General features: G+C 64.8%; 14 protein-coding genes and 2 pseudogenes. 7 read left to right on the top strand and 9 right to left on the bottom strand.

Annotated features, from left to right (window positions below):
* Positions 1 to 728 precede the first annotated feature (728 nt).
* Positions 729 to 1,628, bottom strand: a complete 900-nt coding sequence (locus tag HB681_RS34870; RefSeq protein ID WP_213959465.1) for a LysR substrate-binding domain-containing protein — start codon at positions 1,626 to 1,628, stop codon at positions 729 to 731.
* Between the two features lie 100 nt (positions 1,629 to 1,728).
* On the opposite strand from HB681_RS34870, the gene HB681_RS34865 reads away from it, so the two are divergent.
* Both HB681_RS34865 and HB681_RS34860 read left to right on the top strand, forming a co-directional pair.
* Positions 1,729 to 3,141, top strand: coding sequence for an MFS transporter (locus HB681_RS34865; protein WP_213959464.1), 1,413 nt, complete (start codon positions 1,729 to 1,731; stop codon positions 3,139 to 3,141).
* Positions 3,142 to 3,161: 20 nt separating this feature from the next.
* Positions 3,162 to 4,265: a M14 family metallopeptidase gene (locus HB681_RS34860; protein ID WP_213959463.1), complete on the top strand. Its 1,104-nt coding sequence runs from the start codon at positions 3,162 to 3,164 to the stop codon at positions 4,263 to 4,265.
* A 548-nt stretch (positions 4,266 to 4,813) separates the two neighbouring features.
* Here HB681_RS34860 and HB681_RS34855 read toward each other — a convergent pair.
* A complete protein-coding gene (locus HB681_RS34855) occupies positions 4,814 to 5,158 on the bottom strand; it encodes a hypothetical protein (RefSeq protein WP_213959462.1) in 345 nt (114 codons plus the stop codon).
* 258 nt (positions 5,159 to 5,416) lie between these two features.
* Positions 5,417 to 5,581 (bottom strand): annotated as a pseudogene (locus tag HB681_RS34850) (IS3 family transposase); the annotation flags it as partial.
* A 137-nt stretch (positions 5,582 to 5,718) separates the two neighbouring features.
* On the opposite strand from HB681_RS34850, the gene HB681_RS38545 reads away from it, so the two are divergent.
* Positions 5,719 to 5,850, top strand: coding sequence for a hypothetical protein (locus tag HB681_RS38545; RefSeq protein ID WP_256735223.1), 132 nt, complete (start codon positions 5,719 to 5,721; stop codon positions 5,848 to 5,850).
* Between the two features lie 198 nt (positions 5,851 to 6,048).
* On the opposite strand, the pseudogene HB681_RS34845 reads toward HB681_RS38545, so the two are convergent.
* The 5 genes and pseudogenes from HB681_RS34845 to HB681_RS34825 all read right to left on the bottom strand — a co-directional run.
* Positions 6,049 to 6,325 (bottom strand): annotated as a pseudogene (locus tag HB681_RS34845) (transglutaminase family protein); the annotation flags it as partial.
* Between the two features lie 483 nt (positions 6,326 to 6,808).
* Complete coding sequence (locus HB681_RS34840; protein WP_213959460.1) at positions 6,809 to 7,360, bottom strand: pyridoxamine 5'-phosphate oxidase family protein; 552 nt, start codon at positions 7,358 to 7,360, stop codon at positions 6,809 to 6,811.
* A gap of 1,065 nt (positions 7,361 to 8,425) precedes the next feature.
* Positions 8,426 to 9,391 (bottom strand): 2Fe-2S iron-sulfur cluster-binding protein, encoded by a 966-nt coding sequence (locus HB681_RS34835; protein WP_213959459.1) that lies wholly within the window; start codon positions 9,389 to 9,391, stop codon positions 8,426 to 8,428.
* A gap of 28 nt (positions 9,392 to 9,419) precedes the next feature.
* Positions 9,420 to 10,496: an aromatic ring-hydroxylating dioxygenase subunit alpha gene (locus tag HB681_RS34830; RefSeq protein ID WP_213959458.1), complete on the bottom strand. Its 1,077-nt coding sequence runs from the start codon at positions 10,494 to 10,496 to the stop codon at positions 9,420 to 9,422.
* Between the two features lie 63 nt (positions 10,497 to 10,559).
* Positions 10,560 to 11,936 carry an MFS transporter gene (locus tag HB681_RS34825; RefSeq protein WP_213959457.1) on the bottom strand — a complete coding sequence of 459 codons (1,377 nt, stop codon included), beginning with the start codon at positions 11,934 to 11,936 and terminating at the stop codon, positions 10,560 to 10,562.
* Between the two features lie 199 nt (positions 11,937 to 12,135).
* Between HB681_RS34825 and HB681_RS34820 the strand changes: the two genes are divergently transcribed.
* Positions 12,136 to 12,798, top strand: a complete 663-nt coding sequence (locus tag HB681_RS34820) for a TetR/AcrR family transcriptional regulator (RefSeq protein WP_213959456.1) — start codon at positions 12,136 to 12,138, stop codon at positions 12,796 to 12,798.
* 526 nt (positions 12,799 to 13,324) lie between these two features.
* Here the strand turns inward: HB681_RS34820 and HB681_RS34815 are convergent.
* Entirely contained in the window at positions 13,325 to 13,687 is a 363-nt protein-coding gene (locus HB681_RS34815) for an SET domain-containing protein-lysine N-methyltransferase (protein WP_213959455.1), read from the bottom strand.
* 55 nt (positions 13,688 to 13,742) lie between these two features.
* On the opposite strand from HB681_RS34815, the gene HB681_RS34810 reads away from it, so the two are divergent.
* The 3 genes from HB681_RS34810 (at position 13,743) to HB681_RS34800 (ending at position 16,334) form a co-directional block, all read left to right on the top strand.
* Positions 13,743 to 14,339, top strand: a complete 597-nt coding sequence (locus HB681_RS34810) for a ParB-like protein (protein WP_345944807.1) — start codon at positions 13,743 to 13,745, stop codon at positions 14,337 to 14,339.
* A gap of 157 nt (positions 14,340 to 14,496) precedes the next feature.
* Entirely contained in the window at positions 14,497 to 15,318 is an 822-nt protein-coding gene (locus HB681_RS34805; protein WP_213959453.1) for a GyrI-like domain-containing protein, read from the top strand.
* Positions 15,315 to 16,334, top strand: a complete 1,020-nt coding sequence (locus tag HB681_RS34800) for a dienelactone hydrolase (RefSeq protein WP_213959452.1) — start codon at positions 15,315 to 15,317, stop codon at positions 16,332 to 16,334. The genes HB681_RS34805 and HB681_RS34800 overlap by 4 nt, the downstream gene beginning before the upstream one ends.
* The last annotated feature ends 101 nt before the right edge of the window (positions 16,335 to 16,435 follow it).

Here is a 16,435-nt window from a genome sequence, read left to right as displayed (position 1 = left end):
CCAACCGCGACGTTTGATTCCGTGCCCATCTCCGCCCAGCTACCCTTGCACGGGCAGCCGGGCGGGCGACGCCACGCCCATCGTGTCGATGCCATCCATCCGCGCAGCGTCGCGGTGGTGGTGGGCGGCCGTCGCCGTGGCAAAGGGTCCTAGCGCGAGCACAGCCCGCCTGCGGAGAAGTTGGCCGGTATACGCCTTGTCATCGCCGAGAGCATCGCGCGCATCTACCGCCAGACGCCAGGCAACATCGGCCTCTTAACCTCGACCGATTCAGTCTGGTTGAGCGCATCCAGCCGGGCGAGTCGTCCGCTGCAGACGCTGGTCGCTGGCCGCGATGACCTGGCCTCCAGTATCCTGGCAAGCGGTGGATTGCTGCCATTCGGCCAGCGCTTCATACCGGACATCCGCGTTGCACCCTAGGCGATAGATGCGCCCCCGCGCAACCGGGTTCGAGATGATCGTGGGCCGACATGCGCTGGCGACCCGCACTGACCGAAGCGCATCCCGCGCCGGGCAGCGGCGCTTTCGCGCGAGCCGACTGACGCTTCATCCACGAGTCCCAGTCCGGCATGCCGCGCACCTGCTGCATGCGGCCTTCGACCGGTCCCTAGACTTGCACGACCTGGGCTCCATCATCGTGTTTGAGCTTTGGTCGGGGCACAGCGCGAGTTCACGGCCTCCTGTGGCCTGCGCCGAAATCGCGCGAAATTGTTCAGTCCCCCGGAATGCTACGCCTGCCGCTGCGCCGCGGCACGCTGGATGCATTCCATGAACTGGTGCGCCGCCGGCACGAGCCGCTGATTCCGGCGCTTGATGACGCACATGCTCAGGGCCGGCAGGTGCTCCGTCACGTCAATGCGCCGGATGCCATGGCGCTTGAACGACAGATCGACCAACGGCTCGACGAAGAGCCCCACGAGGTCCATCTCCCCCACCAACCCCAGCGCCACCGTGACCGAAGCGCCGAAGATCACGCGGGCTGGTGGTGCCAGCCCCATCAGAGAAAACAGCGGCGCTACGGATTCGAGGCCCACTTCGCTTTCGCCGGGCAGCATCCATTCGGCCGTGTGCAGCTCGCGCAAGGAGCGGCATTTGCGCATTGGATGAGCGGCACGCATCCCGACAGTCAGTTGAACCTGAAACAGCTCGATGCTCTCGAACTCCGCGTCCAGCCATTGCGGCATCACGTGCGCCACGGCGAAATCGAGGTCGCCGTTGCGCATGCGCGAAAGCATCCAGGGAAGGACCGCCTCGCTGAAGTGCACGTCGACCGCGGGCAGGCGGGTGTGGAATTCCTTGAACGCCGGCGCGAGCACGGTGAGCGCGGCCGACGGGCTCACGGCCACCGCAATCTTGCCGGTCGCGCCATCGCGGAGCTGGACGATCTCGTCGCGTGCACGGCGTATGTCGGCCAGCAGCAGCCGCGCGCGCGGCGCAAACGCCTCGCCGCAAGTGGTGAGTTGCACGCCCTTGACGCTGCGCTCGACCAGCGGCGCGCCCAGCTCGCGCTCCAGTTCACGCACGATCTTCGTGACCGCGGGCTGGGAAATACCCAGGACCCGGGCCGCGCCGCGAATGCTCGTCTGCTCGGCCACGGCCACGAAGGCCGTCAATTGGTTGGGCTTCATGTGAAAACCAAAAGTTATCTTTGAAGATCAATTATTGTCTTTTCACGATCAGCTCATTTCCCTAGTATCCGGCCGCGACAACTACTGAGACAAACACCCCATGACCAACGCATCAAGCGGCGCGCCCGTGAGCCGCCGGGCCGCTCCCCAGGCGAATACCGCAGCCCGCCAGGGCGAAGGCACTCCAGTGAGCCGGCGCCGGACGATCGTTGCCACCACCATCGGCAACGCACTGGAATTCTTCGACTTCACCGTGTACGGCTTCCTCGCCCTGGTGATCGGCAAGGTCTTCTTCCCGACCTTCAACTCCTACGGCCAGCTGCTGCTGACGGTGGCGAGCTTCGGTGTCGGCTTCGTGATGCGCCCGCTGGGCGGCATCGTGATCGGTGCCTATGCCGATCGAGCGGGGCGCAAGAAGGCAATGACGCTGACGATCTTCCTGATGGCGCTGGGCTGCGCGACGATCGCCTTCACGCCCGCCTACGCGCAGATCGGCGTGGCGGCGCCGCTGCTGATTGTGCTGGCGCGGCTGATCCAGGGCTTCTCGGCAGGCGGCGAGGTCGGCGCGTCGACCACGCTGCTGGTGGAACACGCGACGCCGGCCAACCGCGGCTACATGGCGAGCTGGCAGTTCGCGAGCCAGGGGCTGGGCATCCTGCTCGGCGCGCTGGTCGTCGGCGTGCTGACGGCCGCGCTATCGCCGCAGGCCATGGAAAGCTGGGGTTGGCGGGTGCCGTTCCTCATAGGAATGCTGATCGCGCCGGTCGGCATGTACATCCGCCGTCATCTCGAGGAATCGCTCGAGATCACCGAGGTGCCGCTCCACGCACCGCCACGCCGCAGCAGCCTGGCAGAGGTGTGCAGCCAACACGGCAAGGTCGTGCTCGCCGCCACCCTGAGCGTCATCGGCGGCACCGCGGCGGCCTACGTCGTCACCTTCTACATGCCCACCTATGCGATCCGCGAACTGGGCCTGCCGCCGCCGGTCGCGCTCTTCGGCGCCGCGCTCACGGGGCTGCTGTCCTTCGGGCTCGCGCCGTTTGTCGGCCGCTGGTCGGACCGCGTCGGACGCAAGAGGCTGATCGTCTGGAGCCGCGTCGCCCTCTCGTTGATGATCTATCCGGGATTCCTGTGGCTCAATGCGTCGCCGACACCGGCCGTGCTGCTCATTGTGGTCGGCCTGCTGAGCGCCACACTGGTCATCCAGACCGTGCCCGGCATCACGATGCTGCCTGAGATGTTTCCCAAGCGCGTGCGGGCCAGCGGCATGTCGCTGGTGTACAGCGTGGGCGTGGCGCTCTTCGGCGGCTTCTCGCCCCTCATCAGTGCCTGGCTCGTGAATGCCACAGGCAACAAGCTGGCGCCCGCCTGGTACCTGCTGGTGGTTTCGCTGGTCTCGATGCTCGGCTTGTTGTGGATGAAGGATTTCACCGGCAAGGACATCGACGCAGCGAGTGCCCATGAACCTGCAGGCAAGGACTTACACGCAGCCGATGCCCGTCAGGCTGCCTAGGATCGCATTCAAGGACTCTCATGACGATGTACAACAGCGCAGCCACCCGCCATTTCTCCGGCACATACGCCGAGGCACGGCGCAAATTCCTCGATGCGGCGGCACAGTGCTGCGCAACTATCGAATCGTTCGAACTCGAAGCACATCGCGGCCCATCGGGCGAAGCACTGGTCACCGATGTGGCCTGGCTCGGCAAGCCAGGTGCTGCCAGGTTGCTGATCATCAGTTCCGGAACGCATGGCCCCGAAGGGTTCTGCGGCTCCGGCTGTCAGGTCGCGACGCTGAATGACGCCGATCTGCTCGCGCGCATCGAACAGGCCGGCATCGGCCTGCTGATGGTGCACGCGGTCAATCCACACGGCTTCGCGCACCTGCATCGCACGAATGAAGACAACGTCGACCTGAATCGCAACCACATCGACTTCAATGCGCCGTTGCCGGTGAACGCCGCCTACGCTGAGGTCGAGCCTCTCGTGCTGCCGGCCGCTTGGCCGCCCACCGCTGCTGACAACGCGGCGATGGCAGCCTACATTGACAAGCATGGCAAGTGGGCCTTCCGCACCGCCGTCTCGGCGGGACAATACACCTCGCCCAGCGGCGTGTTCTACGGCGGAACGGCGCCATCGTGGAGCAATCGTACGATGCGCGGCATCCTGCGCAAGTACGGCGCGTCGGCGACGCACATCGGGTGGATCGATGTGCACACAGGCCTCGGCCCGTACGGGCACGGCGAGAAGATCTACGGCGGCAGGAACGACGCGGCCGAACTCGCCCGCGCCCGCGCCTGGTGGGGCGCCGACGTGTTCGCGCCTTTCGAGGCCCAGTCGGCGTCGGCCGACGTGTCGGGTCCGGTCGTGTCCGCGTTGTACGACGAATGCCCGCAGGCCAGCCCGGCATTGATGGGACTGGAATTCGGCACCCTGCCCCACGAGGAAGTCATGACACGCCTGTGCGCCGACAGTTGGCTGCGCTGCCATCCCGACGCCCCGGCGCAACTGCAGCGCACCATCCGCCAGGAACTGCGCGACGCCTTCTACTGCGACAACGACGAGTGGAAAGGCATGGTGCTCGGCCAGGCGCGCGCGGTACTGCTGCAGACCGTGTTGGGCCTCAAGACCGCGTAGGGGATGGCATCAAGAAACAGAGGTTTCGTGCGCTCGTCGATTTCGCGGCGCGGCTGGGCTGGAATCCGCCCTTCTGGCAACACCCCTGTCGGCAAGCGGCACTTATTCGCCCGCAATGCAAGCGTGGATCCGACTTCGCTGCGCCGACTGGCATCCTTGCGCGGGCGTTCATCCGCCGCGGCTGAAGTTCGAGCTTCGCGGACGAAGTGGCAGCGACAACTCGAGACTGATTGCTGCCGATGGAAATTGTTCGCCGAACGACAGCGACCATCGAAAGCTCACTTCCGCGCTTCTCCTCGCGAATTACCGGTGTGCCCTTAGTAACTGACCTTCGCCGACATCGTTGAGGAAATTCGAATCAAGGACAGTGCTGCGATCCGCTGGCGGCAACGGACGACCAAGTCTCGTCGCGCGTCGGCGGCCGCTTGCAAGTGTCGCAAACGGTGTTCGGGGCCCACTGCTTCCGGTGGGCACCGTGGGATGTTGGGATGCCCCGATTGCGGGCAGCCGGCCACGATGCCTGCTGCGGCGGGTTACGGGTGGTTCAGTCAGGGTTTTTTCGACATCGAGAATTCTTTGGCGCACCGCTCCCCTGCTTCTTTCTGACAGTTCCCGTTGACCCATGCGGCATCTTGCTCTCGCGGCGCGTTCCAATAGGAGCGCGCCATCCGACACGCCCAAGCAAGGCCGAAGTGCCCGCAGGTCTCTTCAATGTAGGCAATCATGTCGGTTGCAACCTTCGCACAGGTCGCTTGTGCGGCATCGATGCATCGTTCGACCTCGGATCCGGGAACAGAACGATTCTTGTCGACTTGGGCGTCTACGTCTTTAGGGAGTGCAATCACGAGCACAAAAACCAAAATGGAACCGAATCGCTGCAACGTAGTAGCCATAGCACGCACAGTCCCTCGCGACCGATCACGGATATTCAGCGATGCGGCTCTAAGCGCCAGCGCCGCTCCATCGGCCATTGCTTGACCCGACATTCGTTCGAACGCCCAGCCCGGCCGGCAACAACTTCTGGCGCCTCTACCCATGAGCGCGTCACCGGCTAAGCCTGCCCTTGAAAGAGCTCACAGGTTACCTTGGAATCGGGCACGCTCGAAATGCTCGTCGTGTTCTGATCTTGCCCCCGTATCTCAGGACACGGCCTATGCGCAATGTACCGCCGGTTGTTCAAGTTGAGCGCGGCGTGTCTGCTCAACCCGTTGCCGCCTGAACTCGCGCGGCGATTTCATCTTCAAGCTCGAGTGTGGATGGATCTCGTTGAAGTGCTCGAACGTAGCTGGCAATTGCGCCAGGACGGTCGGGGCGTCGCGAAGGCCCAACGCGCCACCTTCGATGCTCAATCCAGCGAGATGGAGGCCAAGTTCACGGCTGCCGTCAACGGTGCCATGAAGGCGGGCCTGGCACCGACCAAATCCTGGCCCTGGCGAAGTCAATTGTCGCTGCCGTGAACAACGCCTACGATGGCGCGAAGGAGGCGGCCAGGCAAGTCTCCGGCGCCCTGAGCGCCAACGTCGCAATGGTCACCGATGCCGCAGCGAAGAACTCGCATGCCGCACGCGCGACGGTCGGAGTCTGACCTGGGAATCGCGCGTACGGACGCCGGGTCCGACCGACCGGTCGGACCCCGACGTCGGCACTGGGAATGGGCAGCCGCCGCGAGACGGCACAAAAGCGAAACTGCCTGGTACTTGCTGAACTTTGCTTTGGCCGCAAGTGCAGCGCCAGTTCGGGCCGCCACAACCTCGTCAGTCAAGACCTTGAAGGCTTCCCGCGTGGTCGCGCCGAATGCGGGTGGATAGCGCAGCATCGCAGGCGTCGCGGCCGCGCGCAATCAACACCCGACCGATGCGCAGCCTGTTGTTGCGCGCATCGAAGGTGTACCAACGCTCGCCCAGATAAGCCTCGAACCACGCCGCAAAATAGCCTGGCGCGTAAGGCGGCTGCGTGCCGACGTCGCCAAGATAGCCGGTGCAATAGCGCGCCGGAATGTTCAGGCAGCGACAAAGCGCGATCGCCAGGTGCGCGTAGTCGCGGCACACGCCCTGGCCTTCGTTGTGGGCGCCCCGCGCGCGTAAGAACGTGGCGTTCTTCCACTTCGGGTGGGCAGCTTCAACTAAAGATCAGGAACCTACCCTAACCCTGCCCTAGCCTGTCTGAATGGCCAGCGGCGGCGCTCAGGCAACAGGCCGGCTCTCAAACGAATCAAGTCTCGCAGACGCCGCGTCCAGCCTTCCGCCGCTCCGGACGCTCGTCGAGGAAAAGGCTTGTCGGGCGTTTCGGCTTCCGTCCTTTGTCTGTGAAGCACTGACGATGTGGCCGCGAGGATTGGCTCTGGACTGCGCCTGCGGCGACGCCGTGATGTTCACCGGCCGCGTCGCCGCACCGTCGCCGCCAGCGTCATCCCCTGGACCTACTCGCCCTTCAAGCTCCAGGCAAAATGGGGATTCAGCTGACCTGAATCTCCGTCCGGAACACGGTCGGCGCGCTCGTGCTCATCACAGCCCTGTCGCGCGTGCTATTGAACCATAAGGCCTTCAAGAGGGTGAGGCTTCGGGCGACTTGGTGTGATCAGCAACCGGCCATTGCATCTCAGTTGCAGGGAGAACTTGATGTTTCCCTGTAATGCGCTCGACGGTCAGCGCGTACACCGTGACCCCGTCCAGGCGGGGATAGAAACTCTTCGGACGCGTTGAGTCGTTGCCGCGATACTTGAACATGAGCGCATCGAAAAACAAGGATTTACTCGGATCGTCATCGATGACGGCTGCGCGGCCGAAAAGCACGATGCTCTGATACTCGATGGACGTGTCGCACTCATAGCGACCATACGCAAACACTTGGCCAGGGAGTGAGACTTCGAAGCAAACCCGCGGATCGTGGCGAACGTTGTCCTGCAAGTGGCCACGCGCCCTCGTGTTGTGCAGCCAAATCTTGCCGTCGAGCCACACGTACAGCAAGGGGCAAACATATGGAAATCCGTCTTCGCCGACGGTTGCCAGATGACCACAGTAGCCCGTAGTCAGCAATTCGTCGACCATTGCTTGGGACATCAGCTTGTCGGCGCGGCGCACCGTCGGACTACTCATGGGCTTTCTCCTATGCCTCCCCGGTTAAAGACCGGTCGCGGACAGAAATCGTCGGCCAATCTTAGGCTAATCTTTGGCGCAGCACCTCGCAACAATCCGATCATTGCGATGCGCCACCGGCCTCCGGCGGAACGAGTGCACGGGAGGCGATGTCAATCCCGCGGTACCACTGATCAAGTCGTGGCGGGGCAATTTACACCCTGTCTCGCGTAGGACTGCGGTGCCGTTGTGAAGCGCTCGTCCAAGTGGCCGACGACAACGAGCGGCTAGGGAGCAGGCACGCCTCGCATTGTTGGTAGACGGACGATTCTTGTCTGCGCGAGCCCTGCGATCAGTCCTGCACTGCGATTGCGGCCAGCGCGAGAGGGCTGCGTCGGAGCGCTGTTATGGCCTTTTCCACCGCCGCGGCATCGCGGGTGGAGGACACCAATCCGGATCCCACTGCCGCCCTTGATTAACGGCTGAACGCCTTCTCCAAAGCGGGCGTGCCACACCGCGCGGCGATCACCCGATAGTCCGCTTCCCGCTCTGAATGTTGTCGAGCGGCACGATCGTCTGCGCGACCGCGTCAACGAGAGTTTTCCTTACTTCTGCGGCAGCCTCATCTTCAACGACGCGCAGATCCCCGAACGGCTTTCGGCAACACCGGTTGGTGCCTTGAATGCGGCCAGCACTTGGTCTGGATCGCCGTGGGCAGCCTGCTTCCGACTTGCACCGCGGGCCCTGCGACCGTGTCGTTAATCGACGTGCTACACCCGGGCATCGCGTGGCGAAATCCTTGAGAATCCTCGGCACCCCCAGAGCGAACAGCGAAGGCTCGCTTGAGGACAGCGCCGACGTCGGACTGAAAGACGCAACGCTTTCGGCTCCCGCTGGGCAGCAGGCTTTCAAAAGAGCGTCAAGGCGACATGCTGAAGTCCTTCTTTTTCGCGAATGGCAACGGCTCAACTATGCGATAACGGACCGAAAGTTCCTGATTTTCGTCCCGCGCAATGGACAGACTGCAGCCACAGTCACTGCTTGGGCGGCAACCATGATCCACTCGTTAGCGCATCGCCGCGCGCCTCAGAGGTCCAGTACCAGCATGTGCGACTTGGAGCGCGAGCAGCAGGGCGTGAACTGGTCGTTGGCGCCCTGCTCTTCCGGCGTCAGGTACATGTCCTTGTGGTCGGGTTCTCCTTCCAGCACGCGCGTCAGGCAGGTGCCACATACGCCTTGCTCGCAGGACGTGGCGACCTCGATACCGGCGGCGGCCAGTGCTTCGACCACCGTCTTGTCCTTCGGCACCGCGATGATCCGCCCGGAGCTCGCCAGCTTGACCTGGAAGCTCTCGTCGCTGTCGGACTTGGCGATCTCGGCACCGAAGAACTCGTAGTGCAGTTGTTCTTCGGGCCAGCCGGCCGCACGGGCCGTGCCCAGTACCCAGTCCATGAAGCCCTTCGGGCCGCAGACGTACAGATGCACGCCGGCGCGGCGCTCCGCCAGGACCGCGTCGAGTTGCAGTTTCTGCGCGGCTTCACCGTCATCGAAATGGAACGCCACCTGCGTGGCAAAGCCCGAGCGCTCGATGCGCTCGCGGAACGCCGCGCGGTCGGGCGAGCGTACGCAGTAGTGCATGTCGAACGGCGCGCCGGTGACGGCCAGCCGCTCGGCCATGCACAGGATCGGCGTGACACCGATGCCCCCGGCCAAGAGGATGCTGTGGGCCGAACCATGGGCCAGCGGAAAGTGGTTCTTGGGCGCGCTGATGTGCAGCAGGTCGCCCTCGGCCACTGCGTCATGCATGGTGCGCGAGCCGCCGCGGGAACCTGCATCGCGCAGCACCCCGATCATGTAGCGGTGCGACTCGCCCGGGTCGTTGCAAAGCGAGTACTGGCGTGTCAGCCCGCCTGGGAGTTGCACATCGACGTGCGATCCCGCGGAAAACGCGGGCAGCGGGCGGCCATCGTCGCGCACCAGCTCGAAACTGGCGATGTCGACCGCCTCGGTCGTCTTGCGCGCCACGCGCACCTGCAGGTCTGAAGCATTCACTGGGGTTCTCCGTGCGATGAGGATCGCGTCAGGCCGACACAGTCGCCGTCGCAGCCGTGTTCGACACCGCTGCGGTGTCCGCTTGCTCTGCGGCGAGGATGCGCTCGAGCACGCGGCGGGACTGGACGCCGCCCGAGTCGATGTTGAGCTTCAGCAATTGCCGCTCGGGATGCGCAAGAAGGTTCTGCTGCTGGCGTTCCAGCATCTCCAGATCCTCCGAGAAGATCTTGCCCTGGCCTTCCCGGATGCTGGCCGTGAGCGCCTTGTCGTTGGGATTGAAGTTGCGTGCCATCCCCCAGAAGTACCAGATCGAGGTCTCGGTCTCCGGCGTGATGAAGTCGACCACGATGCTCGAGGCCTTGACCTTTGGATCGGCGTTGTAGCCGCCGTGGCCGGCGTGGGCCACACCCACTTCGATCAGCACATGGCTCGGCGGCGTGAAGCGGCATATCTGCCAGCGGTCGACCGGCACGTCATCGGCCAGGTGGTTGCCGCGCAGCGCCATGCGCCAGAACGGCGGCGCCATGATGTTCTCCATGTGGCGCGCGGTGGTGACCACGTCGCCTTCCGTCACGGTCTTGGTCGGCGTCTCGTCGATCTCGGGCTGACCGATGCTCGAGGAGTGCACATAGGTCTCATGCGTCAGGTCCATCAGGTTGTCGATCATCAGGCGGTAGTCGCAGTGGATGTGGTACAGCCCGCCGCCGTAGGCCCAGTCCGGGCTGTCCGCCCATTCGAGCGCGTGCAGCGCGCCTTCGTCGGCGCGTGCCGGATCGCCGGGCCAGACCCAGATGAAGCCGTGGCGCTCGATCACCGGGTAGGTGCGGATCGCCGGGAAGCCGCGCACGCGCTGGCCGGGCATCGCCCCGGTCTTGCCGTCGCACCCCATTTCCAGCCCGTGGTAGCCGCACACCAGTTTTCCTTCGACGACGCGCCCGAGCGACAGCGGGGCACCGCGGTGCGGGCAAAAGTCTTCCAAGGCCGCCGCCACGTTGTCGGGGCCCCGGTAGAACACGATCGACTCGTTGCAGATCTTCCGCCCGAGCGGCTTGTCATCAATCTCATCGGGCATGCAGGCGACATACCAGGCGTTTTTCGGGAACATGGGAACTCCTTCATTCATCGGTGTGGAAGGCGCGGGCGTCTTGGGCGCACGCGCATGCGGGGATCAGTGGGCCGCGGCCAGGCGTTGCCTGCCGGCGTCGGCTGCGCCGCCGGTGTGCGCGCGCAAGGCGAGCACCGTGAGCATCGCGGCGAGCAGTGGCAGCGCGAAGGCGTAGTACAGGTGCGGTGGGCTCCAGCCCTTGTCGAGCAGCACGCCGGCCGTCAACGGCGCCAGGATCGCGCCGACGCGGCCAATGCCGATGGCCCAGCCCATCCCGGTGCTGCGCATCGCGGCCGGGTAGACCACCGGCGCAAAGGCGTACAGCCCCGCCATGGAGCCGAAGATGAATGCGCCGATCCCGAAGGCGATCGCGAAGGCCACCGTCAGGCTCGAGGTGAAGTAGCCGAATGCCGCCATGGCCAGCGCGGTCAGGACCATGCTGGAGGCGGTGAGCGAGCCGAGGTTCATGCGTGCGGCCAGCAGGCCGAACACGCTGCCGCCCACGATACCGCCGACATTAAGGAGCACGCCGCCCGTGATGCCCTGCTGCGCTGACAGCCCGGCCTGCACCAGCAGTTTCGGCGTCCAGCTGAGCGCGAAATAGAAGCTGAACATGAGCAGGAAGAACGCACCCCAGATCATCAGCGTCTGCGCCAGCATGCCCGGTGCGAACAGTGCCGAGAAACTGTTGCGGCCTGACGCGGCCACGTCGGCCTGCTCCAGTGGCAGTTGCGCCAGCGCGGGGCGGTTCATCTTGCCGAGCAGGGCGTTGAGTTTTTGCAGGGCGCCCCGGGGCCGCCTTGCAAGGAGGAAGTCGAACGACTCGGGCAGCCGCCACAGGACCACCGGGATCATCGCCGCAGTGGCGATCCCGCCGAAGATGAATACCGAGCGCCAGCCGTACTTGGCCAGCAACAGCGCGGCAATGCTGCCGCCGATGGTGGCGCCGATCGGATAGCCCGTCGCCTGCAGCGCGACCGCCGTACTGCGCCAATGGTCGGAAGAATATTCGGCAGTGATGACACCCACGCTGGCGAGCATGCCGCCTATGCCCACGCCGGTGAGCGCGCGCAAGGCCCCGAGTTGCCAGCTGCTCTGGGCAAATCCGGACGCGAACATTCCCAGGGCGATCACGACCAGACAAACCAGGATGATCGGCTGCCGGCCAAAGCGGTCCGCCCAGGGTGCCAGAAAGAGTGAGCCGGCGGCCATGCCGAACAGCCCGGCACTGAAGAGCACGCCGAGTTCGGCACCGCTGAGCTTCCATTCCGCTGAGATGGGTGCAGCAGTGAACGCCATCACCAGCACGTCGAAGCCGTCGAGCATGATCAGCATGATGCAGACCGTGACGGCCGCCCATTGGAACGGCGTCATCGTGCCCTCGTCCATGGCACGGCGCAACTCGCCGCCTCTGGCAGTGGCAGTGGCAGTGGGGTTCATTTCTTGTCTCCTTGCGGCATTGACGCCCGGTGCCGCATGTTGTGTTGATTTGTTGAGCGTGCTCAATATTAACCATGCTCAATATTTGCGTCAATGGGTTAAGGTTCGGCTTGTTTTTCGCAGGTTGTGTCAGCCGACATCGCCTGCGCGTATCGTCATGAACGCATCTCAGCCCATTTGCCAAGGAGTCCGGCCACTCATGCCCAAGCCCAAATCCGATCCGCTACCCCCGGTGGGCCTGCGCGAGCGCAGCAAGGTTGACAAGCGGCGTCGCATCATGGAAGCCGCGCGCGCCGTGTTCATCGAGCACGGTTACGACGCTGCCACCACGCGCGAGATTGCGCAGCGGGCCGAAGTGTCGACAGGCACCGTGTTTGTCTACGCCCGGGACAAACGTGACCTCCTGCTGCAGGTGGTCAACGACGAGCTCGATGCACTCAACGCCAGGGCGCAGCCGCTCACGGGCAAGCCCGGACCGCTGCTCGAGCGGCTGCTGGCTTACTTCAAGCTGCGCTATCGCTACTGGGCCAGCGAGCCACGCCTGGCTCGGCCGGCGCTGCGCGAGACGGCCGAGTTTTTGGCGCCCGGCCCTGCCTTGGGCGATGAGGCAAACCGCTTCTATGCACGCACACCCGTGACGCTGGGTCACATCGAAGAGATGGTGCGCGCCGCGCAGCTGAGTGGCGAAGTCGCGCGGGATGCTCCCCCGGGCGAGGTGGCCTCGCTCGTGTTCAGCCTGTATCTGATCGAGGTGCGGCGGTGGCTGCGCGAGGAGACGCCGCGCCTCGCGCCTGGCATGGAGCGCCTCCAGGTTGTGCTCGGCCTCTTCCTGCGCGGGGTGTTGAACCAAAGCCGATCTTAGGGCGGGGTCCCCGCCAGTTCGCGCGCGATACCTTTCATGCCTGCACTCTGGGCGTGCAGCCACAACCTTCCGTACGACTCCGGGCGTGGCGCGCCGCCCATCTCTCAGGCGCAGTGCTGCAGCCGACCGCAGCGCCCTTTGATGTCTTTTCGAGAACCCTTGAAATTCGCGCGCACCGAAACTACATTTCGATCCTGCTAAAGCAGCCTCACCCAACAAAGAAAGGAGCTCGATCGTGAATGCCCATCCTGTCACTCCCTCTGAGGGAAGTGGTCCTGTCGCCCGCAATGCTACGAGTCGGCGCAGTCTGTCTGCCGGCATGTCAGACCGCCAGACGCAGGCCTACCTGGTTGCGCGGGACGCCGTGCGCCGGGCGCAACGCTGCGCTCCGCTCTTCGACACGGTTGCGAAACGACATCCAGCCCAACTTCACTGAGATTCGGCGCTGCGTCATAGACGGTTGGAGGGAGGCACGCCCGCGGCGCGCTCGCGTTCCTCGTCTGCTGCTGCCGAATGGGCTTGCCGGTCAGGCGCTGCGTTCGCCATGCGCGCGTGCCGGCTCCGCAGACACAAGGGCGTCACCCGGACGCGCGGCTGGCGCCACCATGCTTCCGCGGCATGAGGACGTGCGACAAAAGCACTGAAAACCGGAAGCGCTGACGGCCGCGTCGACGATGAGGCCATAGTCCAGGAATATTTCCTCGCCTGCGAGCAGCGGCCTCAGCGAAAAGATCCTCAGCGTCAAACGCCCTCTGCCATCGATCTCCTCGGCAGCCTCGCAATTCGGCGCGCAGGAATGATTGATGTGCCGCGTTGCGTTGCCCCCGGGGCTTCCGTCGATCGTGTCGCCGATCGACTGCCCGAATAGCTGGTCGATCAACGCAACCACGGTCATCTCCTACTTTGCTGCTGTGGCTCTTGCATGATCATGCCCTTTCGATTCCTTGGGGAGCTTGCTATGTGAACTGAAGTTTCTTCATCCGACCCAAATGACGGTCGGCTTCAAGGAGGTTGCCAGGAAGCGCAAATCATGGGCCAAGCTGGCCGCCAAGGAACGGCGCGTAGCCATGAGTCAGCAACTGTTTCCTGCCATTGAAGGACCCCGGAAAGCCTTCTACATCCTGGACCACCACCATACGGCCGCCGCGCTGGTTCAGGAGAAATCCGAGTGCGTGCTGGTCGGTATCGTGAAGGATTTGTCGACCCTCGGAATGAGCAACTTCTGGGTCTTTCTGGACCACTACAGCTGGGTCCATCCCTACGACGAAACCGGCACGCGCCGGGAATTTGCCGACATCCCGGACACCTTCGAAGACCTCAAGGATGATCCCTACCGAAGTCTCGCAGGCGAGGTGCGGGATGCAGGGGGGTTCGCAAAGTCCGACGCGCCATTTCTCGAGTTCCTCTGGGCGAATCATTTGCGCGCCTCCGTCTCGCTCAAGCAGCTTCGGCGCGACCCCGGGAAAGCCCTGTCGAAAGCCATGGAGCTGGCCCGCTCGTCGAAGAGTCAATTCCTTCCCGGGTGGGCGGGACGCGATTGAGGGCACCTTGGGCGCCGTTCCTGGCCGGCGGCGCGGGTGGTTCCCGCTCGTGGCACGTTTGCTCCGGCGCGCCAACCAAGGACGCAGGCCGCGCGCCGATTTAATGTGCGCAAGGCCGGCTAAGTTTTAGGCTCGCAGATGGGGCAAACTGCTGGGCATGGACCCCGGTCGCAATGACGACGCCTACAGGGCACGCGTGGCACGCGCGGTCGCTGCCATCGTGGCGGACCCGCTGGCCGAGCATCGGCTGGAAGACCTGGCCCGGCTGGCGCATTTCTCGCCTTTCCATTTCCACCGTGTCTACTCCGGTGTGGTGGGCGAGACCGTGGCCGCCACGGTGCGACGCGTGCGTCTGGCGCAGGCCACGTTCCTGCTGGAGTCAGGTGATCAGAGCGTCCTTGACGTGGCATTGGCGGTGGGTTACGACAGCCCGCAGGCCTTCACCCGCGCCTTCGGCGAGTTCACCGGCCAGTCGCCCCGCGCCTTTCGGCAGCACATGGCCGACACGCCACTCGCCGTGTCCGGCATCCGCATCGTGGAGCAGCCGGCGCTGCGGTTGCAGGCGCTGCGACATCGGGGGCCTTTCGCCACCATTCCCCACACGCACCGGCGGCTGTACCTGCACGCGGGCAGCCGGACCGTCACCGGCCACTGGGGCTTGTCGTTCGACGCAAGCGAAGGCCCCGGCGGCTATCGCTACTACGCCGGCCTGGCCTCGTCCGAGCCGTGGCCCGCGGACGGCGAGGTCGAACAGCTTGACGTCCTCGGCGGCCTCTACGCTGTTCACCGCCTGGCCGGGCCCTACACCCGAATCAACGCCGCCGTACGTGCTCTGTATGCCCGTTGGCTGCGGGCCAGTGGCTACGAGCCGGACGAGCGGCCAATGCTGGAGCACTACCTGAGTTCGGCGCGCGAGGTCGCACCGGACCAACTGCGCACTGACCTGATGGTTCCGATCCGCGAGGCCTGCACTCCATGAAGCTGCACCGATTGCTTGGCCTCGCCGCTCTCGGCCTGAGCGCCAGCCTGGCCCAGGCCGCCGGCTTCCGCCTCATCGAGGTGCCTGCGGATGCGCACGGCCCGGCCCTGCGTGGGGCTGTATGGACACCCTGCGCCGCACCGGCGGAGAAGATCGCCCAGCCGCCGCTGGTACTCGACGGCACACAGGACTGCCCGGTGGCGGGCAACGGCCTTCCGCTGGTGGTCTTCTCGCACAGTAAGGGCGGCTCTTCGCTGTTGCACCACGACACCGCTGCGATGCTGGCCGACGCGGGCTTCGTGGTCGCGGCCATCAATCACCCGGGCCATAACTTCCAGGACATGAGCGGCCTCGGCGGCCTGGCGGTTTATGCCAACCGCCCAGCCGACATGCGGCGGCTGGTGGACTATATGTTGGGGGCTTGGCCCGGCCGCGCCGCACTGGACGCTAGCCGGGTCGGCCTTTTCGGCTTCTCGGCAGGGGGCTACACCGGCTTGGTCGCTATCGGTGCGCGGCCCGATTTCCGGCTGTGGGCGGACCGCTGCGCGCCGGATTCCACCATGCCGGCGTGCCAGGCCATCCGCCGCAACGAACAGCCCCCCATGCCGCCACGGGACGAACGCATCAAGGCTGCCGTCATCGTCGATCCCCTGAGTGCTTTCGACGCGACAGGCCTGCGGCCCATCGCCGTGCCGGTGCAGCTGTGGGCCTCTGCCCTCGGAGGTGATGGCGTGACCCCTGAGGCGGTGGAAGCCGTGCACCATGACCTGCCCACCCCACCCGAATGGCATGCGGTGCCGAACTCGGCTCACTTCGCTTTCATCGCGCCCTGCACTTCCGCCATGGCGCAGGCCATGCCGGACATCTGCCGCGACCCGCCGGGCTTCGACCGCGCAGCATTCCACGCCGACTTCAATAGGAAGGTGCTGGCTTTCTTTCAGCAATTTCTAACGAGGCTCCGCCTCAGACCGACGAGTGATATGGGCGCTTTCTTGGGGGCGGTTGCTTCAGAGTAAGGTGGCTCCGGTCGAGACCTGCCTGTTCGCCAACTCGGGATGTAGGCATCGATCGGGTCTTCCAGGCGAATGCGCCCTTCCTCCACCAGCATTATCAATGC

The organism is Variovorax sp. dw_954, assembly GCF_018449755.1.
GTDB lineage: Bacteria > Pseudomonadota > Gammaproteobacteria > Burkholderiales > Burkholderiaceae_C > Variovorax.
Note: the sequence above shows the minus strand (reverse complement) of the source record. Positions and strands in the feature narration are given on the sequence as shown.

Coding starts and splice junctions, on each gene's coding strand:
- HB681_RS34800 (WP_213959452.1), top strand. CDS start 15,315: ATGAAGCTGCACCGATTGCTTGGCCTCGCCGCTCTCGGCCTGAGCGCC.
- HB681_RS34820 (WP_213959456.1), top strand. CDS start 12,136: ATGCCCAAGCCCAAATCCGATCCGCTACCCCCGGTGGGCCTGCGCGAG.
- HB681_RS34855 (WP_213959462.1), bottom strand. CDS start 5,158: ATGGCTACTACGTTGCAGCGATTCGGTTCCATTTTGGTTTTTGTGCTC.
- HB681_RS34805 (WP_213959453.1), top strand. CDS start 14,497: ATGGACCCCGGTCGCAATGACGACGCCTACAGGGCACGCGTGGCACGC.
- HB681_RS34840 (WP_213959460.1), bottom strand. CDS start 7,360: ATGAGTAGTCCGACGGTGCGCCGCGCCGACAAGCTGATGTCCCAAGCA.
- HB681_RS34825 (WP_213959457.1), bottom strand. CDS start 11,936: ATGAACCCCACTGCCACTGCCACTGCCAGAGGCGGCGAGTTGCGCCGT.
- HB681_RS34870 (WP_213959465.1), bottom strand. CDS start 1,628: ATGAAGCCCAACCAATTGACGGCCTTCGTGGCCGTGGCCGAGCAGACG.
- HB681_RS34860 (WP_213959463.1), top strand. CDS start 3,162: ATGACGATGTACAACAGCGCAGCCACCCGCCATTTCTCCGGCACATAC.
- HB681_RS34865 (WP_213959464.1), top strand. CDS start 1,729: ATGACCAACGCATCAAGCGGCGCGCCCGTGAGCCGCCGGGCCGCTCCC.
- HB681_RS34830 (WP_213959458.1), bottom strand. CDS start 10,496: ATGTTCCCGAAAAACGCCTGGTATGTCGCCTGCATGCCCGATGAGATT.